Source organism: Stenotrophomonas genospecies 3 (assembly GCF_054473855.1).
In genome coordinates this window covers 233,628-257,709 of sequence record NZ_JBTMUR010000006.1, presented here as the reverse complement: position 1 = coordinate 257,709, position 24,082 = coordinate 233,628, and the positions used below count along the sequence as shown (strand labels likewise).

20 protein-coding genes and 1 tRNA gene are annotated in these 24,082 nt (G+C 66.5%); 11 read left to right on the top strand and 10 right to left on the bottom strand.

Translation table 11 applies throughout. The features are described 5' to 3' along the window. Positions 1–153: 153 nt before the first annotated feature. From ACX9OT_RS10515 to ACX9OT_RS10480, 8 genes are all read left to right on the top strand, one after another. On the top strand, positions 154–1,137 hold the full coding sequence (locus ACX9OT_RS10515) for a LysR family transcriptional regulator (RefSeq protein ID WP_043403003.1): 984 nt from the start codon (positions 154–156) through the stop codon (positions 1,135–1,137). A 602-nt stretch (positions 1,138–1,739) separates the two neighbouring features. Then, positions 1,740–2,171 carry a DUF2946 domain-containing protein gene (locus tag ACX9OT_RS10510; RefSeq protein ID WP_032130216.1) on the top strand — a complete coding sequence of 144 codons (432 nt, stop codon included), beginning with the start codon at positions 1,740–1,742 and terminating at the stop codon, positions 2,169–2,171. Positions 2,172–2,243: 72 nt separating this feature from the next. Then, the gene (locus tag ACX9OT_RS10505; RefSeq protein WP_459001979.1) at positions 2,244–4,313 is read left to right on the top strand and encodes a TonB-dependent copper receptor; all 2,070 of its coding nucleotides are present in this window, start codon (positions 2,244–2,246) and stop codon (positions 4,311–4,313) included. Between the two features lie 277 nt (positions 4,314–4,590). Beyond that, on the top strand, positions 4,591–5,697 hold the full coding sequence (locus tag ACX9OT_RS10500) for an efflux RND transporter periplasmic adaptor subunit (protein WP_459001977.1): 1,107 nt from the start codon (positions 4,591–4,593) through the stop codon (positions 5,695–5,697). Then, positions 5,694–8,819 (top strand): efflux RND transporter permease subunit, encoded by a 3,126-nt coding sequence (locus tag ACX9OT_RS10495; RefSeq protein WP_459001975.1) that lies wholly within the window; start codon positions 5,694–5,696, stop codon positions 8,817–8,819. Before ACX9OT_RS10500 ends, ACX9OT_RS10495 begins: the two co-directional genes overlap by 4 nt. Beyond that, the gene (locus ACX9OT_RS10490; protein ID WP_107432154.1) at positions 8,812–9,351 is read left to right on the top strand and encodes a GNAT family N-acetyltransferase; all 540 of its coding nucleotides are present in this window, start codon (positions 8,812–8,814) and stop codon (positions 9,349–9,351) included. The genes ACX9OT_RS10495 and ACX9OT_RS10490 overlap by 8 nt, the downstream gene beginning before the upstream one ends. A 178-nt stretch (positions 9,352–9,529) precedes the next feature. Next, entirely contained in the window at positions 9,530–11,050 is a 1,521-nt protein-coding gene (locus ACX9OT_RS10485; RefSeq protein ID WP_071228526.1) for an alanine/glycine:cation symporter family protein, read from the top strand. Continuing rightward, on the top strand, positions 11,043–11,879 hold the full coding sequence (locus ACX9OT_RS10480) for a TrmH family RNA methyltransferase (RefSeq protein ID WP_180844999.1): 837 nt from the start codon (positions 11,043–11,045) through the stop codon (positions 11,877–11,879). The genes ACX9OT_RS10485 and ACX9OT_RS10480 overlap by 8 nt, the downstream gene beginning before the upstream one ends. Positions 11,880–11,982: 103 nt before the next feature. Here the strand turns inward: ACX9OT_RS10480 and ACX9OT_RS10475 are convergent, their stop codons facing one another. From ACX9OT_RS10475 to ACX9OT_RS10455, 5 genes are all read right to left on the bottom strand, one after another. Beyond that, a complete protein-coding gene (locus ACX9OT_RS10475; RefSeq protein WP_071228528.1) occupies positions 11,983–12,972 on the bottom strand; it encodes a hypothetical protein in 990 nt (329 codons plus the stop codon). A gap of 106 nt (positions 12,973–13,078) precedes the next feature. Further along, positions 13,079–14,500 carry a M28 family peptidase gene (locus ACX9OT_RS10470; RefSeq protein WP_459001971.1) on the bottom strand — a complete coding sequence of 474 codons (1,422 nt, stop codon included), beginning with the start codon at positions 14,498–14,500 and terminating at the stop codon, positions 13,079–13,081. Between the two features lie 224 nt (positions 14,501–14,724). Further along, positions 14,725–15,129, bottom strand: coding sequence for a large-conductance mechanosensitive channel protein MscL (mscL, locus tag ACX9OT_RS10465; RefSeq protein WP_032130206.1), 405 nt, complete (start codon positions 15,127–15,129; stop codon positions 14,725–14,727). Between the two features lie 55 nt (positions 15,130–15,184). Then, the gene (locus ACX9OT_RS10460) at positions 15,185–15,901 is read right to left on the bottom strand and encodes a fumarylacetoacetate hydrolase family protein (RefSeq protein WP_459001969.1); all 717 of its coding nucleotides are present in this window, start codon (positions 15,899–15,901) and stop codon (positions 15,185–15,187) included. Between the two features lie 75 nt (positions 15,902–15,976). Next, positions 15,977–16,258: a hypothetical protein gene (locus ACX9OT_RS10455; RefSeq protein ID WP_005410817.1), complete on the bottom strand. Its 282-nt coding sequence runs from the start codon at positions 16,256–16,258 to the stop codon at positions 15,977–15,979. A 178-nt stretch (positions 16,259–16,436) separates the two neighbouring features. On the opposite strand from ACX9OT_RS10455, the gene ACX9OT_RS10450 reads away from it, so the two are divergent. Then, positions 16,437–16,772, top strand: coding sequence for a Rieske (2Fe-2S) protein (locus tag ACX9OT_RS10450; RefSeq protein ID WP_180844997.1), 336 nt, complete (start codon positions 16,437–16,439; stop codon positions 16,770–16,772). A 347-nt stretch (positions 16,773–17,119) separates the two neighbouring features. On the opposite strand, the gene ACX9OT_RS10445 is transcribed toward ACX9OT_RS10450, so the two are convergent. The 4 genes from ACX9OT_RS10445 to thiS all read right to left on the bottom strand — a co-directional run bounded on the left by ACX9OT_RS10445 (position 17,120) and on the right by thiS (position 20,877). Then, positions 17,120–18,967: an SLC13 family permease gene (locus ACX9OT_RS10445; protein ID WP_071229636.1), complete on the bottom strand. Its 1,848-nt coding sequence runs from the start codon at positions 18,965–18,967 to the stop codon at positions 17,120–17,122. Positions 18,968–18,994: 27 nt separating this feature from the next. Continuing rightward, positions 18,995–19,729 (bottom strand): tRNA (guanosine(46)-N7)-methyltransferase TrmB, encoded by a 735-nt coding sequence (trmB, locus tag ACX9OT_RS10440; RefSeq protein ID WP_010481468.1) that lies wholly within the window; start codon positions 19,727–19,729, stop codon positions 18,995–18,997. Next, on the bottom strand, positions 19,729–20,523 hold the full coding sequence (locus ACX9OT_RS10435) for a thiazole synthase (RefSeq protein ID WP_010481470.1): 795 nt from the start codon (positions 20,521–20,523) through the stop codon (positions 19,729–19,731). Before ACX9OT_RS10435 ends, trmB begins: the two co-directional genes overlap by 1 nt. Positions 20,524–20,676: 153 nt before the next feature. Further along, positions 20,677–20,877, bottom strand: a complete 201-nt coding sequence (gene thiS / locus ACX9OT_RS10430; protein WP_008265079.1) for a sulfur carrier protein ThiS — start codon at positions 20,875–20,877, stop codon at positions 20,677–20,679. 207 nt (positions 20,878–21,084) lie between these two features. Here thiS and ACX9OT_RS10425 point away from each other — a divergent pair, with 207 nt between their 5' ends. Beyond that, positions 21,085–22,938: an autotransporter outer membrane beta-barrel domain-containing protein gene (locus ACX9OT_RS10425; RefSeq protein ID WP_459001965.1), complete on the top strand. Its 1,854-nt coding sequence runs from the start codon at positions 21,085–21,087 to the stop codon at positions 22,936–22,938. Positions 22,939–23,066: 128 nt separating this feature from the next. After that, positions 23,067–23,140, top strand: a tRNA-Gly gene (locus ACX9OT_RS10420). 137 nt (positions 23,141–23,277) lie between these two features. Here ACX9OT_RS10420 and ACX9OT_RS10415 read toward each other — a convergent pair. After that, positions 23,278–24,015: a hypothetical protein gene (locus ACX9OT_RS10415; RefSeq protein ID WP_071229639.1), complete on the bottom strand. Its 738-nt coding sequence runs from the start codon at positions 24,013–24,015 to the stop codon at positions 23,278–23,280. Positions 24,016–24,082: the final 67 nt, after the last annotated feature.

Genomic DNA, 24,082 nt, shown 5'->3' with positions numbered 1-24,082 from the left:
CTGGCTGTTCAGGCCAGCGGCTGCCGGCTGACCGTAGCGCCGGCATATGACGCCCGGAAATGACCAGATACCTTTCTTAAACAACCTTTGGTTATAAGCTGGTGACGGCAATTGACCCTAGAGTGGACCTCCGCCCCACGCCGCCTGCCTCCCATGACGCTGACCCAGCTGCGCTACCTGGTTGCCATCGCCGACGCCGAGCTGAACATCACGCTGGCCGCCTCGCGCGTGCACGCCACCCAGCCCGGCCTGTCCAAGCAGCTCAAGCAGCTGGAGGACGAGCTGGGTTTCCTGTTGTTCGTGCGCAAGGGCCGCAGCCTGGAGTCGGTCACCCCGGCCGGCACCGAGGTCATCGCCCGCGCTCGTGCGGTGCTGGCCGAGGCCAACAACATCCGCACCTACGCGGCCAACCAGCGCCGCGAGAGCCAGGGCCAGCTGATCCTGACCACCACCCACACCCAGGCGCGCTTCGTGCTGCCGCCGGCGGTGGCAGCGATCAAGCAGGCCTATCCCCAGGTGAGCGTGCACCTGCAGCAGGCCGGCGAAGCCGACGCGCTGGACCGCTTGAACCAGGGTGATGCCGATATTGCGATCATCAGCACCGCTGGCGGTGAGCCCACCGATGGCATCGCGGTGCCGCTGTTCCGCTGGCGGCGCCTGGTGGTGGTACCGAAGGGCCACCCGCTGGACCGCGCCGGCCGCGCCCCAGACCTGGCCGCGCTTGCCCGCCAGCCATTGATCAGCTACGAATCTTCGACCCGGCCGAATTCCTCGTTGCAGCGCGCCTTCGCTGCGAACGGCCTGGTGCCGGATCTGGCGCTGACCGCACTCGATGCCGACCTGATCAAGACCTACGTACGTACCGGTCTGGGCGTGGGCCTGCTGGCGGAGATGGCGGTCAGTTCCAACGACGAAGACCTGAGGTCGTGGCCGGCCCCGGAGCCCATCACTGAGTGCATTGCCTGGGCGGTGCTGCCTCGCGATCGCGTGCTGCGTGATTACGCGCTGGAGCTGGTGCACGTGCTGGCACCGCAGATCGATCCGCGTGATCTGCGCAGGGTGCTGGATGGCAACCAGGCGGCGGCGTGGCCGGTGCCACCGACGTGGGAGTCACTGACCCAGACCATCACGGTGTGAGGGGTTGGTCGAGCAGGGCTTGCAGCCCTGCACCTGCTGCGGACAAAGGCAACAGCAACAGCAACAGCAGAAGCGGCATTCCGTGGGTTGGCGGGGCGGTGTCGGAGTGCGGGGACGCTGCAAGTACGTCCCTGTAAGCTTGGCAGCCGCATCCATGCGGCTGACACCCCGCACTCCGACACCGCCCCACCTCTGACAGATCCTGGCGGCTGTTGGTAGGTGTCGACCTTGGTCGACACGGTAGATCCACGCCATGCGTGGATGCATTTCGATTCCAATTCGAAATATTCGATTCCGATGGAGATTCATCCACGCATGGCGTGGATCTACTGCAGATCGCAGAAATCTGTCGAAGGCGGGGTGGGTCCGGTTGCGGGGGCGTGAGCCGCATGGATGCGGCGACCGAGCTTACATGGACGTACTTGCAGCGGCCCCCGCAACCGGACCCACCCCGCCTACCCACAGGAAGCCAGCTTTTGATGTTGCTTCGGCTCTTGCCGTGGACGTGGCCTCTGCGGGTGCAGGGCGCAGCCCTGCCGAAAAACCCCTCCTGCGACGGTTCGTCGCACGGGCAACCCTGGACCCGGCTCTACACTAGCGGGGTGACCCGCCTGTCCCGCCCGCAGCGCCTCCTGCTCCAGCTCGCCGTCCTGGCGACGCTGCTGATGGTGCTTGCGCCGCTGGTCAGCCGCGCGCTGCAGGCGCAGCCGATGGAGCATGCCGCGATGGCAGGCATGGACCACGCCGCCATGGGCCATGACATGCACGACATGGCCATGGCCGGGCATGATCAGCACGGCGCCGCGCCGGCCGCGCCCAGCCGCCCGCCCGACCCCCACGCCATGCACGGCGAAGCCTGCGAATACTGTGTGCTGGCCATGCGCCTGCTGCCGTGGCTGGCGGTGCTGGTGCTGCTGTTGCCGCTGCTGTGGCGGCCGCGGCTGGTGTTCCCGTGGTCGCAGCAGGTGCTGCCGGCGCTGCGTTGGCCGGCGCATGCCGCGCGCGGGCCGCCGCGCCTCTCCTTCGTCCGCTGATATCCCTATCGAATCTGCCGCACGACGCCTGACCGGGCGCCGTGCGCGCGTGCGTACTTTGGAGCTGTTCCGATGAAAATGACTTCCCGCCCCGCGGGCGCCTGCGCGCGCCTGCCGGTTGCCCTTGCCCTTGGCCTGGCCGTGGCCGCGTCACTGGCCCACGCTGCGCCTGCCGAAGAGGCACGTACCCTCGACACGATGGTGGTCACCGCCGCCGCACCGTCGTCCCCGCTGCACTGGGTGACCGACCCGCGCCTGCCGCGGCAGCCGGTGCCGGCCAGCGACGGTGCCGATTACCTGAAGACCGTTCCCGGTTTCTCCGCCATCCGCAACGGCGGCACCAACGGTGACCCGGTGCTGCGCGGCATGTTCGGTTCGCGCCTGAACATCCTCAGCAACGATGGCAACCTGATCGGTGCCTGCCCGTCGCGCATGGACAATCCGCTGTCCTACATCGCGCCGGAAAGCTTCGACCGGCTGACCATCATCAAGGGCCCGCAGAGCGTGCGCTGGGGGGCGGGCGCGTCGGCCGGCACCGTGCGTTTCGAGCGCGATACGCCGCGCTTCGAGGAGCCGGGCCTGCGTGCCGATGCCAGTGCGCTGGTCGGTTCGCGCAACCGCAACGACCAGGTGCTGGACCTGACCTTGGGCAACCCGACCGGCTACGTACGCGCCAGCGGCAACCGTTCCGAAGCCGATGACTACAAGGACGGCCACGGTGACGTGGTGCCGTCGAAGTGGCGCAAGTGGAACGGCGACGTGGCCATCGGCTGGACGCCGGATGCCGACACGCTGCTGGAAATTTCCGCCGGTGCCGGTGATGCGATCGCGCGTTACGCGGGCCGTGGCATGGACGGTGCCGCGTTCGAACGCACCAGCTACGCGGCGCGTTTCGAGAAGCGCAACCTGCCGGGGGCATGGGACACGTTGCAGGCCAACGTGTACTACAACAACGCCGACCATGTGATGGACAACTACACGCTGCGCACGCCGAACCCGAACAGCATGATGCCGATGCCGATGGCGTCGAACGTGGATCGCCGTACCCAGGGCGGCCGGGTCAGTTCCGAGTGGCGCTGGCAGGATGTGCAGCTGGTGGCGGGTATGGACGGCGAAGACAGCCGCCATCGTGGCCGCATGGGCATGGGCCGCGACACCTACCGCCAGGCCGCCTGGGAAACCGATGCCAACTTCCGCCGCTATGGCGTGTTCACCGAGTTGACCCTGGGTGCGGGCACCGACCAGCGCTGGATCAGCGGCCTGCGCATCGACCGCGCCAGCGTCCGCGATGAGCGGCAGTCGGTGCGCGGGATGATGGGCAACCGACCCAATCCCACGGCCGGGCAAACGCGCAAGGAATGGCTTGGCAGCGGCTTCCTGCGCTACGAGCAGGACCTGGCCGATGGCCTGACCTGGTACGCCGGCCTCGGCCACAGTGAACGCATGCCCGACTACTGGGAGCTGTTCTCGCCCAACCACGGCCCGGCCGGTGCGGTGAACGCGTTCACCGGCGTGCAGCCCGAGCGCACCACCCAGCTTGATGTGGGCATGCAATACAAGGGGCCCCGTGTGCGGGCCTGGGTCTCGGCGTACGCCGGGCAGATCCAGGACTACATTCTGTTCACCTACCACGGCAGCGGCATGATGGGCATGAGCCAGGCCCGCAACGTTGATGCACGTATCGCTGGTGCCGAGGCGGGCCTGGAAGTGAGCGTGGCCGAGCAGTGGAAGCTGGGCGGCACGCTGGCCTATGCCTGGGGCGAGAACCGCGACCAGCATCGCCCGTTGCCGCAGATGCCACCACTGGAAGCACGCCTGAGCGCGAACTGGGAAGGCCAGCGCTGGAGTGCCGGTGCGCTGCTGCGCGCGGTGACCCACCAGCATCGTGTCGCAAATGGCCAAGGCAATGTGGTCGCGCAGGACCTGGGGCCGAGTGCCGGCTTCGCCACCTTCGCGCTCAACGCTGCTTACCGCTTCAGTTCGCAGCTGCAGCTCAGCGCGGGCGTCGACAACCTGTTCGACCGTGCCTACAGCGAGCACCTGAATCTGGCCGGCAGCGCCGACTTCGGTTTTCCGGCTGACCCGGTGCGCATCAACGAGCCGGGCCGCAGCCTGTGGATGAAGGTGAACTACCGGTACTGATCCGCCGGGTGTAAAAAAAAAAACGGGGCCGGATCCCCGCCAGGATCCGCCCCCGCCCGACGCCCTCAGCCGGGCAGCTTCGACTCTACGATGGCAACGCCTGCGGTGCACGGCTGGATACACCTCGACACATGCCGACACCGCTGCGGTCAGCCTTGCACGGAACGGGTTCACGGCGCTATCGCGACGCCGGTTCCACGCCAGTAAACGCTTGGCACATATCGCTTCTGTGGGCGCTTGCCTACACTCGGCGGCCGTGGATCACTCAGGACCGTTCATGTTGGCTCGCATCGCTTCGACCCTGGCCCTTGGCCTCAGCCTGGCCGTGCTGGCCGGGTGCGCGGGCAAACAGGAGGCCGCCGCCCGTCGGCAGGGAGAAGCGGTGCCGGTCACCGCGCAGGTCGTGCAGTCCACGCAGTGGAATGACACGCTGCAGGCACTGGGTACGGCCAAGGCGCGCGAATCGATCAGCGTCACCGCCAAGGTCAGCGAGATCGTCGAGAAGGTGCACTTCGAAAGCGGCCAGCATGTTGCCGCTGGTGCGCCGATCGTGACGCTGCGCGGGCAGGCCCAGGAAGCGGCGCTGGTGCAGGCGCAGGCCACCTTCCACGAGGCCGACCAGTTGTACAAGCGCCAGCGCGAGCTGGCCTCCCAGCGGCTGGTGTCCAGCGCCACGCTGGATACGCAGAAGTCGATCCGTGATGCCGCCGAGGCGCGCGTGATGCAGATGCAGGCCGACATCGGTGATCGCCGTGTACGCGCACCGTTCGCCGGCGTGCTCGGCATCCGCCAGGTCAGCCCCGGCTCGCTGGTGACTCCGACCACGGTCATCGCCACGCTCGACGACATCGAGCACATGCACATCGATTTCCAGGTGCCGGAAGTGGAACTGGCCGCACTGGGCGTCGGTGACAAGGTCAGCGCCACCAGCGTGGCGTGGCCGGGCCGCACCTTCGAGGGCGTGGTCAGTACCATCGACGCACGCATCGACCCGGCGACCCGTGCGGTGACCGTACGTGCCGATTTCGCCAATGGTGACCATGCCCTGCGCCCGGGCATGCTGCTGGACGTGCGCCTGTTCCACCCTGAGCGCCCGGCGCTGGTGATTCCGGAAATCGCCGTGGTCCAGGTCGGTCGCGATACCTTCGTGTACCGCATCACCGCCGACGACAGCGTCGAGCGCGTGGATGTGGTCACCGGCGCGCGCCGTGCCGGCGTGGTCGAGATCAGGCAGGGCCTGGAAGCGGGCCAGCGCATCGTGGTCGATGGCACCGGCAAGCTGCGCCCGGGCCTGAAGGTCGCGGCCAAGGACGCGGCACCGGCCACGGGTGCCAAGCCGGCTGATGCACCGGCGCCGGTCGCGGCCGAGGGCCACGGCGGATGAAGCTGTCCGACATCTCCATCCAGCGGCCGGTGTTCGCCGTGGTGATGAGCCTGTTGCTGCTGGTGCTGGGCGTGATGTCCTTCACCCGCCTGACCCTGCGCGAACTGCCCGCCATCGATCCGCCGATCGTTTCGGTATCGGTGGATTACACCGGCGCTTCGGCCGCGGTCATCGAAAGCCGCATTACCCAGGTGCTGGAAGATGCGCTGGCCGGCATCGAAGGCATCGATACGATCAACGCGCGCAGCACCAACGGCCGCTCGCAGGTCAGCATCGAATTCACCTCCAACCGCGATATCGAAGCGGCGGCCAACGATGTGCGCGATGCGGTCAGCCGCGTCGCCGACCGCATGCCGGAGGAAGCGCGTCCGCCGGAGATCGCCAAGGTCGAGAGCGATGCCGACCCGATCATCTGGTTCAACATGGTCTCCTCGACCATGGACACGCTGGAGCTGAGCGACTACGCCGACCGCTACGTGGTCGATCGTTTCTCCAGCCTCGATGGCGTGGCCCAGGTCCGCATCGGCGGCCGCCAGCGCTATGCGATGCGGATCTGGCTGGACCGCGACCAGCTGGCGGCGCGCGGGCTGACCACCGGCGACGTGGAAACCGCGCTGCGCAACGAGAACGTGGAACTGCCGGCCGGCCGCATCGAGTCGACCGACCGCGATTTCACACTGCGCGTGGAGCGCAACTACATCAAGCCCGAAGACTTCGCGACCATCCCGCTGGGCAAGGGTCGTGACGGTTACGTGGTGCGCATGGGCGATGTGGCGAAGATCGAGCTGGCCTCGGCCGAGCGCCGCGCGTACTACCGCAGCAACGGCGAGCCGGGCATCGGCCTGGGCATCGTCAAGACCTCCACCGCCAACTCGCTGGGCGTGGCGCGTACTGCGCGCGCTGAAGCCGAACGGGTCGCGCTGACCCTGCCCAAGGGCACGCAGATCTTCGTTGCCTTCGACAACACCACCTTCATCGAAGCCGCGGTGGACCGCGTCTACGCCACGCTGGTGGAGGCGATGATCCTGGTGCTGGCAGTGATCTGGCTGTTCCTCGGCAGCTTCCGCGCTGCGTTGATTCCGGCGGTGACGGTGCCGGTCTGCCTGGTCGCGGCATTCATCGCGCTGTATGCGTTCGACTTCTCGATCAACCTGCTGACCCTGCTTGCCCTGGTGCTGTGCATCGGCCTGGTGGTGGACGATGCGATCGTGGTGGTGGAGAACGTGCAGCGCCGCATCGACCTGGGCGAACCCCCGCTGGTCGCCTCCAAACGCGGTACCACGCAGGTCGCCTTTGCGGTGATCGCCACCACCGCGGTGCTGGTGGCGGTGTTCCTGCCGGTCGGGTTCCTGGAAGGCAATACCGGGCGCCTGTTCCGCGAACTGGCGGTGGCGCTGGCGGCGGCGGTGGCGTTGTCCGCCTTTGTGGCGCTGACGCTGACGCCGATGATGGCCTCCAAATTGCTCAAGCCGCATACCGGGCAGGCACCGCGTGGCCTGCATGGCTTCATCAACCGCAACCTGGAACGCCTGGCCGGGGCCTATGGGCGGGTGCTCGACCACCACGTGGACCGCACCTGGATCTACCTGCTGGTGATGGTGGCCGCACTGGCCGCCAGCTGGGGCCTGCTCAAGCTGCTGCCGTCGGAACTGGCGCCGGCCGAAGACCGCGGTTCGTTCCAGATCATGATCGACGGCCCGGAAGGCGCCGGCTACGACTACACCGTGCAGCAGGTGCAGCAGGTGGAATCGATGCTGGCACCGCATGTTGGCCCGGACAAACCGATCGTGCGCGCCAACCCCCGCGTGCCCGGTGGTTGGGGTGCCAGCGAGGAAATGCACACCGGCCGCGTCAGCATCTTCCTGCAGCCGTGGCGCCAGCGCAGCGAAGGCACGCCGGAAGTGGCCAACGAACTGCAGAAGGAACTGGACACCATCCGCGGCGTGCGCGTGCGTACGCAGGTGGGCGGTGGCCTGGTGCGCAGCGGCGGGCAGCCGTTCCAGATCGTGCTGGGCGGCCCGGAATATGCCGAGATCGCGCAGTGGCGCGACCGTATCCTGCTGCGCATGGCCGACAACCCCGGCCTGGTCGGCCCGGACTCGGATTACAAGGAAACGCGGCCGCAGATGCGGGTCAACATCGACCGCCAGCGTGCGGCCGACCTCGGCGTGCCGGTCACCGCGATCGGTTCGGCACTGGAAACCATGATGGGCTCGCGCCGCGTCACCACCTTCGTCGACAACGGCGAAGAGTACGACGTGCTGGTGCAGGCCGGTCGCGATGGCCGTGCCAGCCCGGCCGCCCTTGCCGCGATCCGTGTGCGCGCCACCTCCGGCGAGCTGGTGCCGCTGTCCAACCTGGTCACGCTCAGCGAAGTGGCCGAGGCCGGCACCCTGAACCGCTTCAACCGCCTGCGCTCGATCACCATCAACGCGGGCCTGGCGCCGGGCTATCCGCTGGGTGAAGCCATTGCCTGGGCGCAGCAGGTCACGCGCGAGGAGCTGCCGCAGTACGCACAGGTGAACTGGAAGGGCGAATCGCGCGAATACCAGAGTGCCGGTGGCGCGGTGCTGCTGACCTTCGCCATGGCGCTGCTGGTGGTTTACCTGGTGCTGGCTGCGCAGTTCGAGAGCTTCATCCACCCGCTCACCATCATGCTGACCGTGCCGCTGGGCGTGCTCGGCGCGCTGGTCGGGTTGTGGGTGAGTGGCGGTACCGTGAACCTGTTCAGCCAGATCGGAATCGTCATGCTGGTCGGCCTGGCCGCGAAGAACGGCATCCTCATTGTTGAATTCGCCAACCAGCTGCGTGACGACGGAAGAACCGTGCGCGAGGCGATCATCGAATCGGCGATGGTGCGCCTGCGCCCGATCCTGATGACCTCGATCGCCACCGTGGTCGGTGCGATTCCGCTGGTGGTGGCCGGTGGCCCCGGTTCGGCCAGCCGTGGCACCATCGGCATCGTGATCATCTTCGGTGTGACCCTCTCGACGTTCCTGTCGCTGTTCGTGGTGCCGGCGTTCTACGCGCGGCTGGCGCCCTACACCCGCTCGCCGGAAGCGGTGAAGCGCGAGTTGGAGAAGCAGGAGGCGGAGTCGCCCTCGGTGGGTGGTCATGCCTGATCCGACCACCGTGCTGCGAGGCGACGGCTTCCAACTGCGCCCCTGGCGCCCGGATGATCTGGAATCGCTGCTGCGCCATGCCAACGACGCCGAGGTATCGCGGGGCCTGCGTGATCGTTTCCCTTACCCGTACACGCGCGAGGATGGCGAGGCCTTCCTCGCCGGTCGCGTGCTGGCCCCTGGCACCCTGAACCTGGCCATCGAGATCGACGGCCAGGCCTGCGGCAGCGTCGGGGCCCAGCAGGGCAGTGCCGAGCGCGGGCACATGGCGGAACTGGGCTACTGGCTGGGCCAGGCCTACTGGGGCCAGGGGCTGATGACCCGGGTGGTCGGCCTGTTCGCACCCTGGGTGATGGACGAGCTGCGCCTGTTCAGGCTGCAGGCCGGGGTGGTCGACTTCAACCTCGGCTCGGCCCGGGTGCTGGAAAAGAACGGTTTCCAGGAAGAAGGCGTGGACCGCTGCGCGGTCTACAAGCGCGGGGTGCTGCACGACCTGCGCCGCTTCGCCCGGGTGCGCACGCAGCTGCCCTGAACACGCGGGCCGGCCGCGGTAGAGCCGAGGCCGTGCTCGGCCGCCGTCATCACCACGCCGAGCATGGGCTCGGCTCTACAACACAGCGCTACCGCAGCGGCCTTCGATCAGGGAGAATCGACCGGTCCCCTCCAGCCGACGGGACGTCCTTACAACCCGCCGACTGGAGAGAGCGCGCGTGGAAGCTACCGTACATTTCATCAACAGCATCATCTGGAGCAAGGCACTGATCTTCGTGTGCCTGGGCGCCGGCCTGTTCTTCAGCCTGCGCACGCGCTTCATGCAGATCCGCGGCTTCCTCGAGATGTGCCGCCTCACCGTCAAGGGTGAGAAATCCGACGCCGGTGTGTCGTCCTTCCAGGCCCTGGCCATGTCGATGGCCGGGCGCATGGGTATCGGCAACATCGCCGGCGTGGCCACCGCCATCGCCTTCGGCGGCCCCGGTGCGATCTTCTGGATGTGGGTGATGGGCTTCCTCGGCGCCTCCACCTCGTACGTGGAATGTACGCTGGCACAGATCTACAAGACCAAGGATGCCGAAGGCCGCTACCGTGGTGGCCCGGCGTACTACATCGAAAAGGCCATGGGCCTGAAGTGGTACGCGCTGGTCTTCGCCATTGCCACGATCATTGCGGCCGGTTTCCTGATGCCCGGCGTGCAGGCCAACGCCATCGCCGACAGCATCATCAACGCCTGCCGTGGCACCGCGCTGTGTGGTCCGCTGGATGGCCAGACGATGGGCATGGAGTCGGTGCAGGCGCTGAAGCTGGGCATCGGCATCGTGGTGGCGCTGCTGCTGGGCGTGGTGATCTTCGGCGGCGTCAAGCGCATCGCCAACTTCGCCGAAGTGGTGGTGCCGTTCATGGCGGCAGCCTTCATCCTGACCGCCATCGTCATCATGATCATCAACTACGATCGCGTGCCGGAGATGTTCGGCATCATCTTCAGCAGCGCCTTCGGCACCCACGCCGCGTTCGGCGCGATGATGGGCCTGGCGGTGGAGTGGGGCATCAAGCGCGGCATCTACGCAAACGAAGCCGGCCAGGGCTCGGGCCCGCACGCGGCAGCCGCCTCGGAAGTCTCGCACCCGGCCAAGCAGGGCTACGTGCAGGCCTTCGCCATCTACTTCGACACCATGATGGTGTGCACCGCCACCGCGTTCCTGATCCTGGCCAGCGGCACCTACAACGTGTACTCGCCGGCAGGTGCCGGCGCCCCGCCGATCTTCCAGGGCCTGGCCGGCATTCCGGAAGGCGCGGGCTACGCCCAGGCGGGTGTGGAAGCCGTGCTGCCGGGCTGGGGCTCGGCGTTCGTGTCGATCGCGATCTTCTTCTTCGCCTTCACCACGATCATGGCCTATTACTACATGGCCGAAACCAACCTGACCTACGTCAACCACAACAAGAAGCGCCCGCTGACCGTGCTGGTGCTGCGCCTGGGCATCATCGGCATGGTGGTGTTCGGCGCGTTCCATAATGCAACCCTGGCCTGGGCGCTGGGTGACATCGGCGTGGGCCTGATGGCCTGGCTGAACATCATTGCCATCCTCATCATCCAGAAGCCGGCCATGCTGGCCCTGCGCGATTACGAGCGGCAGAAGAAGCTGGGCCTGGATCCGATTTTCGACCCCGATGCCCTGGGCATCAAGAACGCCGATTTCTGGCGTCAACGCAAGCTGGAGTTGTCCCGTAGTGAATGATCCCTGGAAGAATGCCCGCCGTCCGTCGTCGCGACCGCCGCGGGCCACCCCGCTGCCGCCGCGTGAGGGCGGCACCCCGCCACCGCCGGGGCGGGGCAACGACGAACTGCGCCTGTACGGCTGGAACGCCGTGCAGGCCCTGTTCGCCAAGCGCCCGCAGGCACTGCGCAAGCTGTACCTGGTGGATGCGCTGATTCCGCGCATGCAGCCTGTGTTGAAGTGGTGCGTGGCCAACCGTGTGGGCTACCGCGTGGTGGAGGAGGGCGACCTCAACAAGCTGGCCGCTACCACGCACCACGAAGGCCTGGTGGCCGACGTGCTGCGCGCGCCCGTCGTGCCGCTGGCGCAGTGGCTGGAGGATCTGGGCGAAGGCTCGGCGCTGGCGTTGTGGCTGGACGGTGTCGGCAATCCCCACAACTTCGGCGCAATCCTGCGCTCGGCCGCGCACTTCGGTGTCAAGGCGCTGCTGCTGCCGTCCGGCAGCACGCTGGCGTTGTCCGGTGCCGCCGCACGCGTGGCCGAGGGTGGTGCGGAGTCGGTGCCGCTGGTGCAGTTGCCGGAGACCGCCCAGGCGATGGCGCAGCTGCGTGCAGCCGGCTTCGGGCTGGCTGCGACCCTCGTTGATGGTGGCGACGACGTGTTCCGTGCGTCGCTGCCGGAACGGTTGGTGTACGTGATGGGCGCCGAAGGCGAGGGCATGGACCGCGGCCTGGCCAGTCAGTGTGACCAGCAGCTGTCGATTCCCGGCAGCGGCGCGGTGGAAAGCCTGAACGTGGCCTCGGCCACCGCCGTGCTGCTCGCGCAGTGGGCCAGTCGACGCATGAGGTGAGAACGGCAGGGGGCCAGGTCGAGTTGAGCTGAACCCTGGGCCGTTTGAAGTGTCTCGGCTCGGGAAGTGAACGAGCCGGGACGCTATTCCAGCAACGTACGGGCTAGAACTGCACTTTCGTCTGCCAGGAGGTTACGAGCTCCACGTTGGCGCTCAGCAACGCAAGAGCGCACGCCATCTCTCCAGCCTCGAAACATTGTCCGGGCTGGCAAGTGGTGTCGGCGGGATTATGCATGAGCTGGTTTCTCAGATTGCGCAGATAAGTGAGAGCTGGCTTATGCTGGTCGCTAAGCGGTCCTCCTTCACAAAGATTGTCGATGAGCTTCCAGGTTTTGGGAGATTCCGCGCTTCCCGGATTCTTCATCATCCAGTGCCATCGAAGGGAGGATTCGATGACGAACCACGACAGGACGAACGACATTCTGTAGTCGTTGTCGGAGTATGCAGTTTTGGCTTTGAGTAGATAAGAGAGCCAGGTAACGCGATGTTCGTCGCGTGCAATGAGCGCGAACTTCTGAAGCGCAAGACGCGCAACCTCCACGTCAACTACCTCGTGTGGAATCCTCCAGCCGGGTGCTTCGAGAGGAGACGGGGCCAGTGCGCCGTCGGAAACCCATCGCGACATTGCATGCATGACCGTCGTCAAGGTGCGGGCGCTGCCAAAACTGACGTTCACCGGGAAGCCATCGAGAAATCCGATCTTGCAGATGTCGTTAGCACGGGTTGCTGTAGCGGAAACTTCGTAGGAGTCCGGATGCTTTATCGACTCTGATTCCAGGCACAACTGCAGTGCGTTGGCGTAATCCAGATGTCGATCCATCCATAGCGCGGACTGATCAAAATCACCTGCAACGCTCATGTCTGGTGTGGTTCGAGAAAGGTGATGCACGTGCAAAAGCATTAGACCGTTGACGCAGATTGCCGCATCGAATTGATCGGTCTGAAGGCTTGCCCTCACCTCCGGAATAATGCCGCGCAGGCAATCATTCTGTTCGGGATCGTAGATGTCGATGCGTTCTCCCAGCCAGAATGGATGGGCGCTGTGGAATCCCAAGTGGAATTCCATTTTGTCGAGCATTTCGAAACCTTCCATGGGCATTTTCCTTGATGATGGGATGCCTTCATGCGGGAGGGCGGCAGATGAAAGGAAGAGGAGAAGACGCCAAACCTGAAAATTGGCGTCTTCCGTCGTCACCGCATCATTCGTTCGGCGGCGTGGTCGCCTTGGCTTCGCTGCCGAAGTTGCCATCGGCCTCTGCCGCCAGGTACGCGAACACGGTGTATGCAGCCACGTTCTGCGCCAGCGCCTTCGGGTCGATCTTGTCCAGCGTGTCGTCGGCGGTGTGGTGCAGGTGGAAGTAGTCCGAGCCGTCCTGCGCCAGCCATGCCCACGCGCCACCCTTGGCGGCCAACGGGCCGACGTCCGGGCCCGGGCCACCCTTATCGGCCTGGTACTCGATGCCCAGCGGCTTCATCACTTCGGCAATCTGCTTCGTCGCTTCGCGCGAGCCTTCCGGGTTCGGCGAACCGGTATTGAAGGCATAGATGCGGCCGGCACCGAAGTCACTCTCGGCCGCCAGCTGGTGCAGGGCCACGTCCTTGGCATGCGCCTCGGCGTAGGCCTTGCCGCCATACAGGCCCTGTTCTTCGTTGGCGAAGGCGATCACGCGGATGGTGCGCTTCGGCGCCTGCTTGAGCTGGCCGATCAGATGGCCCGCAGCCATGGTGATGCCCACGCCTGCGCCGTCATCCACCGCGCCGGTGCCCAGATCCCAGGAATCCAGGTGGCCGCCGATCACCACCACTTCCTTCGGCAGGCTGCGGCCGGTGATCTCACCGATCACGTTGTACGAGGTGGCGGTGCCATCCCAACCGCAGTCCAGCGCCACCTTCACCGTGGTGCTGCCACGTGCCAGCAGGCGGGCCAGCTGGTCGGCGTCGGGCACCGACAGTGCTGCAGACGGCACCGGGGTCAGGCCGTCGTCGAAGCGGGTGATGCCGGTGTGCGGCACGCGGTGCGAGTCGGTACCGGCCGAGCGCATCAGGAAACCGACCGCGCCCTTGCGGATTGCTTCGGACGGGCCCTTGCTGCGGATCGCGCCACCACGGCCATAGTCGCGGCCATCGCGGAACGGCAGCATCTGGTAATCGACGAACGCGATCTTGCCCTTCAGCGAACCGGCCGGTGCGGCCTGCAGTGCGGCCAGGTCGGCGAAGCGGACCACTTCGGCTTCAACGGTGCCGCCCGGGCTGCCACCCAGCGCCGTGATCTGCAGCGGCTGCGGGTTCCTGCCGGTCACCGCGGCGTGTTCACTGCGGCGCTCCCACTTCGGGAACGTCACCGGTTCCTTCCACACCTTGTCGAAGCCGAGGGCCTTGAACTTGGCTTCGGCCCAGGCCACGGCGCGGGCGTCGGCTTCGCTGCCGGCGATGCGCGGGCCGATTTCGGTGGTGAGCGATTCAACCACCTTCCAGCCGGTGTCATCGGCCAGCGCCTGGTCGCGCAGCTGTGCGGCGGTGGCCAGCGACGCCGGGGGCAGGGTGGTGGTATGCGGCGCCGCGAAGGCCGGGGCGGCCAGCAGGGCGAGGGAGGATGCGATGGCAAGGACGCGGCGACGCATGGACAGCTCCGGGAAGGGACCAAGCCTTGGAGCTTAACAGTCGTTCAGCCCGGCGCATGGGCGGGAGGTCATGGCTGGCGCGAACGCTGTTTTCCGCCATGTCCGGCAAAGCGAAAGCCCCGCCAGGGCGGGGCTTTCGCGCAGTTGCGGTAGTGCCGGCCGCTGGCCGGCTCCCGCATGTTCCGATGTTGCCGGCCAGCGGCCGGCACTACCGGTAGGCGGCCTTACTTCTTCAGGCTGTCGCGGATCTCGCGCAGCAGCACCACTTCCTCGGCCGGTGCGGCCGGGGCGGCTTCCTGCTTGCGCGACAGGCGGTTGATCGTCTTGACCACCAGGAAGATGGCGAAGGCCACGATCACGAACTGGATCAGCGTATTGATGAAGTCGCCGTAGCCGATCACCACGGCCGGGATTTCCTTGCCGTCGGCACCGATGCTGGCCGGTGACAACGTCCACGCCAGCTGCGAGAAATCCACCTTGCCGATCAGCATGCCCAGCGGCGGCATGATGATCTTCTCGACCAGTGCGGTCACGATCTTGCCGAAGGCCGCGCCGATCACCACGCCGACGGCGAGGTCGATGACGTTGCCGCGCATCGCGAATTCCTTGAACTCGGTGAGCATTCCCATTGTTGTTTTTCTCCGGTGGGGGAAGTGGACAGCGCGCAGGGTAGCGCAGGTGATGTCAGCCGGCGATCACGCCGTGGCGCTCGGCCACGTTTTCCAGGCGGGCACTGAAGCGGTCGCCGGGCTTCAGCGCGGCCACTCCGGACGGGGTACCCATGAACACCAGGTCGCCGGCACGCAGCTGCCACAGCTTGGACAGCTCATGCAGAATCTCCGGCACGTTCCAGATCATCTGGTCCAGCAGCGCCTGCTGGCGCACTTCGCCGTTGACCTCCAGCGACAGGTTCAGCGCGGCCAGGTCGCCGACTTCCTCGGCGTGGACGATTTCACTGATCGGCGCGGAAGCATCGAAGCCCTTGGCCGCATCCCACGGGTGGCCCTTGTCCTTGGCGGCGGCCTGCAGGTCGCGGCGGGTCAGGTCCAGTCCAACGGCATAGCCGTAGACCAGCGCCTCGGCGTCGGCCATGGCCAGCTCGCCCACGGGCGCGTCACGGCCGATCGCCACCACCAGCTCCACTTCGTGGTGCAGGTTGGCGGTTGCCGGGGGATAGGGAATGGCATCGTCGTGGCCGACCACGATCGCATCGGCCGGCTTGCTGAAGAACATCGGACGGCCGCGATCGTCGGCCGCCGGCACTGCTGCGCCCATTTCGCGGGCATGGTCGGCGAAGTTGCGGCCGACGCAGTAGATACGGTGCACGGGGAAACTGCCGCCACCGGCTACCGGCACACGCGGCAGGGCTACGGCAGGGATCACATCGGAGACATTGGACATGCGGGCATCCAGGAAGGGCGTGCCCGCAGTCTAGAACGCATGACGCCCGCCGTCAGCGGGCGCGTAGGGCGTGGATCAACGCGAGGCCGGCAGCACCGGCTTGCGCACCACGCGGTACTCGCCTTCGACCACGGTCGGATCGACCGGACGGGCAACGCCCGGCTTGCGCGAGGCCAGCAGCTTCCACGCCAGGCCGACCAGGATCATCGCCGCACCGACGAACACGCCGATGAACACCATCGCCGCCAGGATCGCCAGGCCGAGCAGGCCCACGGCAACGCGCACCAGCGGGTGACGCGGCTTGCGCGGCGCGAACAGGGTGCGAAACTGGTTGAAGGCGGATGCGCGATTGAACATGGCGGCTCGATAGGCTGGGATCAGCGAAACCAGAGTATCGGGAGGTGCCACTGTCATTGAGTGAAAAACTCGTTAAATATAGCCTGTGCTTATTACGAATCAATGACTTGTGTTCATGTTGCAGCCAGTCACCTGAGCGGGCGTGCGACAATGCGCGTTTACTGTCCGAGCCTTCGCCATGACTGCCGCCGCTGCCCTGATCGCCCTTGATGCCATTGCCGATGGCGCGTTTGCCGAGGTCGAAGCGGTGGTTGATGGCGATGCCGAATCGCTGGTGCTGTACCGCGATGGCGCGCAGGTGCGCGCGTTCCTGAACATCTGCCCGCACGCCGGCCGTCGCCTGGACTGGGCCCCGGGCCAGTTCCTGAAGAGCCGCGAGGGCCACCTGGTGTGCGCCGCCCACGGCGCTTCGTTCGCGCTGGACAGCGGCGACTGCATCGCCGGTCCCTGCAAGGGCGACCGCCTGCGCGCGGTGCCGGTAAACGTGCGCGACGGGCAAATCTACCTGGCCTGACCTATCGGTGTGCGGACCAACGGTCCGCACCCACCGGATCAACAGATATCCAGAGATCCATCCACGCATGGCGTGGATCTACCGTGTCGACCAAGGTTGACATCTACCAAAGCAGTGCAGGACGCCGTTCCGACAGATCGCAGAAATCTGTCGAAGGCGGGGTGGGTCCGGTTGCGGGGGCGTGAGCCGCATGGATGCGGCGACCGAGCTTACAGGGACGTACTCGCAGCGTCCCCCGCAACCGGACCCACCCCGCCATCCCACGGATAGCCCGCTGTTGCTGTTGCTTCGGCCGTTGCCGTTGCCTCTGCGGGTGCAGGGCGCAGCCCTGCCAACAAACCCAACCCTCAGAACATCAGGTTGATCATCAGCACCACCACGCAGGTGTAGATCAGCGACAGCGGGCCGCCGACCCGCCACATCTCGCGCGGGGTGTAGTTGGCCGGGCCGGTGATCATCGAAATCACCGGGTTGGAGGCCGTCATCAGGTTGTTGGACGCCGACAGCGCCACGATCAGCGCGAACGCCGTCGGGTTGCCGCCCGCCGCCAGCGCAAGGTTCACCGCAATGGGCACCATCACGATGGTGGCGCCCACATGGCTGATCACCAGCGAGAACGCCGTGGTCAGCAGCGCCAGCGCCACCTCCAGTACCCACACCGGGATGCCGGTGGGCAGCTTGTCGATGGTATGGCCGGCCACCCATGCCGCCGCACCACTGGAATCCATCGCCCAGCCGAGCGGGATCAGCCCGGCCATCATGAACACGGTCTTCCAGTTGATCGATGCATACGCCTCGTCCATGCGCAGCACGCCGGTCAGCAGCATGCCGGCCACGCCGGTCATCAGCGTCAGCGCCACCGGCAGCTTGCTGGTCAGCGCGATCAGGATGGTCAAGGCGAAGATCGCCATCGCGATCTTGAACTTGTGCGGGCGCTGCTCGCCGGTCGGGTAGTCGGTCACCACCACGAAGTCACGGCTGCGGGCGGCCTGCGCCAGGTCGGTCCAGATGCTGTGGAAGACCAGCATGTCGCCGGCGCGCAGCTGCATGTCGCGCACGTCCTCGCGGATCACCTGCTTGTCGCGGTTGATCGCCAGCAGGCTGATGCCGCGCTCCTTGCGCAGGCGCAGATCGGCCGCGCTCTTGCCGATCACGTTCGAGGTCGGTGGCACCACGGCCTCGGAAATGCCGGCGCGGCTGGGGTTGAACAGGTCGCCCAGGTGCTTCAGCCGCGAAGACATGCGCAGGAACTGGTTCTGCGCGAAATCGTTGATCTGCTCGCGCGGGCCCATCGCGCCGAGCACGCTGCCGACCCAGATGCGCATCTCCGCCGGTGGCGCCAGGCGGGTGTCATTGCCGGTTTTCAGGGCCAGCAGCAGCGGGGCATCGTGCAGGTTCTCGGCCTCGCCCAGGGTCATGCCCACCAGCGGGCTTTCGGCACTGACCACCAGCTCGAACACATCGCCTTCGATGCCATAGGTCTTGGCGAAGTAGCTCTCGGTGCGCGCGGGCGTGACCCCGTCGTTGACCAGGTTCTCTTCCTCGATCAGCTTGCGGTCGCCGTAGTAGCGGAAATACAGCAGCGAAGCGATCAGCAGCGCCACGCCGATCGGCAGCGGCGCGAACATGCGCAGCGGCTCGATCGTGGCCAGGCCGGAAGGCAGGTTGTTGTTGGCCGAGGCCAGCAGATCGTTCAGCAGGATCAACGGTGAATTGCCGACCATGGTCAGCGCACCACCCATCACGATTGCCGCCGAAATGGGCAGCAGCAGGCGCTGCAGGGTCAACCCGGTGCGCGCTGCCAGTCGCGAGGCGACCGGCAGGTACAGCGCCATCACCGACGGGTTCTGCATGAAAGAGGAATTCAGGCCGGCAATGGCCGTGGTCATCATCAGCAGCCGCTGCTCGACGCCATGGCCGCGCCGCAGCAGCCACGCGGCCAGCCGGTTCAGCGCCCCGGTGCGGTCCAGGCCCGCACCGAGGATGGTGGTGGCGATGATGCTCATCACCGCGTTACCGGAGAAGCCGCCGAAGATTTCCTCCGGCGCGATCAGCCCGGTGACACCGAGCACCACCAGGACCACCAGCGCGACCACGTCGGCGCGGATGCGCTCGAACAGGAACATCGCCATCGTGAAGCCGACCAGCCCGAGCACGAGCTTCATGTCGTTGGTCAGCGTCAGCGCGGTATCCATGTGGGGCGCGGTGTCCTCAGGCGATCGTCAGGTGCGGTCGTACAGCAGGTCCCAGACGCCGTGGCCGAGCTTCTGGCCGCGGGTCTCGAAGTGCGTCTGCGGCCGCCAGTCCGGGCGCGGCACGCTGCCACGCGGGCCGGCGCGGTTGACCAGGCCAGCGGTGGCGTCGAGCACGTCCCACATCTGCTCGGCGTAGTCTTCCCAGTCGGTGGCGCAGTGCAGGCGGCCGCCCGGGCGCAGCTTGCGCACCAGCAGCTCGGCAAATGCAGGCTGCAGCAGGCGGCGCTTGTTGTGGCGCTTCTTGTGCCACGGGTCCGGGAAGTAGATGCGCACTTCATCCAGCGCGCCATCGGCGATCTCGTTCTGCAGCACTTCCACCGCATCGTGGTGGTACAGGCGCACGTGGTCGGCGTTGTCGTCGGCCAGCGCGTTCAGCAGCCGGCCCACGCCGGGCGCGTGCACCTCGATGCCGATGTAGTCACGCGACGGATCATGCTGGGCGGCGAAGCGCAGCGCGGCACCGTTGCCGAAGCCGATTTCCAGCACCTTGTGCGCCGGGCGGCCGAAGGTGGCGTCCAGATCACGCGGCTGGCCGTTGTAGTCGATGCCGAAGCGCGGCCAGCGTTCGTCGAACGCGCGCTGCTGGGCGGGGGTGAAGCGGCCCTGGCGCAACACGAAGCTGCGTACCTCGCGGCGGCCCTCGCTCACGGTGAAGGGCTTGGGCGGGGCCTTGGAACCGGCGCTGTCGAAGGGATTGGTCATCAGCCGATCAACCCATCCACCGGGGAGGAGGCGCTGGCGTAGCGCTTGCGCGGGATGCGCCCGGCCAGGAAGGCCTCGCGGCCGGCCTCGACCGCCTTGCGCATGGCGCTGGCCATCAGCACCGGGCTGCGCGCACCGGCAATGGCGGTGTTCATCAGCACGCCGTCGCAGCCCAGCTCCATCGCGATCGCCGCATCCGATGCGGTGCCCACGCCGGCGTCGACGATGATCGGCACCTTGGCGTCTTCGATGATCTGCAGCAGGTTGTACTTGTTCTGGATGCCCAGGCCCGAACCGATCGGCGCAGCCAGCGGCATCACCGCAGCGCAGCCGATCTCTTCCAGGCGCTTGGCCAGGATCGGGTCGTCGGAGGTGTAGACCATCACCTCGAAGCCGTCCTTGACCAGCTGTTCGGCGGCCTTGAGGGTCTGCACCACGTCCGGGTACAGCGACTTCTGGTCGCCCAGCACTTCCAGCTTGGTCAGGTTGTGGCCGTCCAGCAGTTCGCGCGCCAGCCGGCAGGTGCGCACCGCGTCTTCGGCGGTGTAGCAGCCGGCGGTGTTGGGCAGGATGGTGTAGCGCTCCGGCGGCAGCACGTCGAGCAGGTTCGGCTCGCCCGGGTTCTGCCCGATGTTGGTGCGGCGGATGGCCACGGTGACGATCTGGGCGCCAGCGGCCTCGGTGGCCAGGCGGGTTTCTTCCAGATCCTTGAACTTGCCGGTGCCTGTGAGCAGCCGCGAGCCATAGGTCTTGCCGGCGATCACCAGCGAATCGGGGGAGACATGAACGTTCATGGCGCGATTATCGCTTATCCGCCTGAAGATGGGATCACGCAATGGCGTGCAGGCCGTGGATGGGTAGGGTTAGTGCCGGCCGCTGGCCGGCAGATGCAGGGTGCCTGACAGCGTCGGATTGCCGGCCAGCGGCCGGCACTACCCGGGACGGCCTCAGCCCCCACCCAGCGCGTGCACGATCTCCACCACGTCGCCTTCGGCCAGGACATGCTCGCCATGGCGGCTGCGGCTGACGATCTCGCCGTTGACCTCCACCGCCACCCGGCGCTGCAGCAGCTGCTCGGCCTCAAGCAGGTCGTGGAGGGTCGCCGAGGCGGGCAGGGTGCGGGGTTCGCCGTTGAGCTGGATGTTCATCCCTGCATTGTCGCTGATAGCCCGTCGGGATCGGAACGTTTGTAATTTGAACCGGGCGCCAGCTCCGGCACAGCAGGTTTCGACGTGGTCAGGCGACAATCCATGCGGCGGCGCAGCGTGAGCAAACGGCGGCGCGGTGAAACCATTGACCGTGCGCCGGCGTACGTGCGCCGGATTCCAACTTGTTTACCCCACAGGAGTTCCTAGATGCAGCTCAGCAAACACCCGATCCGCTCCCTCATGGCGGCTGCGATCGCACTGGCCGCGCTGCCGGCCATGGCAGGCGAAAATCCGTACTCCAAGGCGGTATTCTTCGGTGACAGCCTCACCGACGCCGGCTACTTCCGCCCGCTGCTGCCCGAGGCCACGCAGGGGCTCTCCGGCCAGTTCACCACCAACCCGGGCTGGGTGTGGTCGCAGCAGGTCGCCAATTACTACGGCCTCAACAAGGACCCCAACGGCAACGGCCAGAACGGCGACAACTACGCTGTCGGCGGCGCCCGCGTGTCGGTCGAAGGCAGCGGTGCCCTCGGCGCGATCCCGTCTCTGAAGTCGCAGGCGGCCCGCTACCTGGCGGCAAACGGTGGCAAGGCTGACCGTAACGCCCTGTATACCGTCTGGGGTGGCGCAAACGACCTGTTTGCCGCCGCCGGCGCTGCCGGTGCGGGTGCGCCGCCGGCCCAGGTGCAGGGCCTCATCGGCGCGGCGGTCACCGACCAGATCGCGCTGGTCGGTGCCCTGAAGCAGGCCGGTGCCCAGTACGTGCTGGTGCCGAACCTGCCGGACGTGGGCATCACCCCGCAGTTCCGCGGCCCCAATGCAGCGGCTGCCACCGCCATGTCGGTCGGCTACAACAAGGCGCTGTATGGCGGCCTGAAGCAGGCGGGCATCGAGTTCATTCCGCTCGATACCTTCAGCATCCTGCGTGAAGTGACCGCCAACCCGGGCATGTACGGTTTCACCAACGTCACCAGCACCGCCTGCAAGATCAACCCGGCCAACACCACGGGCAGCATCATCGGCTGCAACCCGACCACCTACGTCAGCCCCGATGCGTACCAGACCTATCTGTTCGCTGATGGCGTGCATCCGACCGTTACCGGTCACCAGCTGCTGGGCCAGTACGCCGTCTCGGTGCTGGAGGCTCCGCGCCTGCAGCAGGTGCTGAGCCACTCGGCACAGACCGTCGGCCGTTCGCGTGCCGACCAGGTCAGCAACCACTTCGGCGCCCGTCCGGCCGATGGCCTGTCGTGGTGGGGTGGCGTGCGCGGTGACCTGCAGCGCTATGACCACGCCGACCTGTACGACGGCGTGGCGCCGGCCGGCCTGTTCGGTGTCGACTGGGCACGCAACGGTGTGGTGGTCGGCGGCTTCGCCGGCTTCGGTCGCATGAGTGCCGACTTCGGCAACAGCCGTGGCGACTTCACCCAGAAGGACACCACCGCCGGCCTGTTCGCTGCCTGGTATGGCGACCGCGTCTGGGTCAACGGCCAGGTCAGCTACACCTGGTTGTCGTATGACGTGAACCGCAAGGTCCAGCTGGGCCCGGCTACCCGCGAACACGGTGGCTCGCCGGACGGCAGCAACCTGACCGCTGCACTGAATGCCGGTTACGAGTTCGGCACCGAAGGTGGCTTCCGCCACGGCCCGATCGCTGCGGTGATCTGGCAGAAGGTCAAGATCGATGGTTACAGCGAAAGCGCTGCTGCGGGCACGCTGGCCACCGCCCTGGGCTACGACCGCCAGAACGTCGACTCGACCGTCGGCCGCATCGGCTGGCAGGCCCGCTTCGATGGCGGCACCGTCAAGCCGTACGTGCAGGTGACCTACGACCACGAGTTCGAGGACACCAAGCAGGCCAGCGCGTGGCTGCAGACCCTGCCGGAACTGGGCAGCTACCGCGTGCCGGGCCTGGACTTCGACAAGAACTACGCCACCGCTGTTCTGGGTGCGCGCATGGACCTGTTCGGCCTGCAGGGCAACGTTGGCCTGAGCACCACGGCCGCGCAGAAGCGCGCCCGTGACGCGACGATCTTCGCCACCGTGGGTGGCAGCTTCTGATGAATGCAACATCCCGGGCACCGCAAGGTGCCTGGGATGCCTGCACGGCAGCGCCGGGTCATGCCCGGCGGGTGCGGCGGCCACCATTGCGCAACACCGGCCGCTCCGCATAGACTTTCATCCGCAATGCGGGCGTAGCTCAATGGTAGAGCTGTAGCTTCCCAAGCTACTGACGTGGGTTCGATTCCCATCGCCCGCTCCATGTCTCCAGGGTATTCACCCCAGGCAGACGCGGCGCACTCGTTGAACCACACCCCAGTCCAGCGTGTGGCAACGGCGCCAGAACCTCATTCTTCAATGCGTCGGGCTGTGGCTCTTCCGAACCACAGCCCGGATGGCTTATGCGCCCGCTTGCGCAGCCGCGTCCTTGGCCGCGGCAGTGACGGAACTCCCGAAACCGGTATAGGTCGATCCGTTGCAGTGCAGGTATGCGCGGAAGACGACGCCATTCAACTCGGCGTTGTCAAAATAGCAGTGCGTACCGGTCTTGGATGATTTCTTCACAAGCCGCATTGCCATTGCGTTTGAATCGTCGACGCTGGAGCCAAGACCGGCAACGCTCCAGGACTGGCCCGGGCGGTTGCAGGTGTAGGGATACTTATAGCCATGCGCCGACCCATAGTAGTAGTCGACATTGCACCAGGCCTGCGTCGCCGCCAGGTTGATGGCCAGCTCAAGCACGTTCTGTCCCGCAGTGGTGGTCGTCATGCCGTAGGCGGAAAGCGGAGAGGAACTGCATTCCGCTTTGATGCCAACACCCGGTGCCGGGATGCTGACATAGGGATCGCGTGCGAAGACACTGCAGACGGGGCCTTCCTCGGCGACGGCAAGGAAGCCATTGGCGTTGGCCGTCGCAGCATCGATATTGCTGCCAACGCCAGCGACCGTTCCATTCGTGCCGCAGCGCCGGATCACCACCCCTCCGCCGTTCGGCAGCATGTCCATGCCGGGGTCGCAGATGCCAGGCCCGATCGAGGATGCCCCTGCCGGTCCTGTGTAATCACGTTCGGCGTTTGCGGCCATCGGGGCCTGCGCGGAAAGCAGTGCAAGCATCAGCGGAAAAGAAATCGCAGCCATTCAAAACCTCGAATCCATGAGTGAGTCGTGACGCTAGCAGAGGCACCATTCTGGAAAACTGGAATTC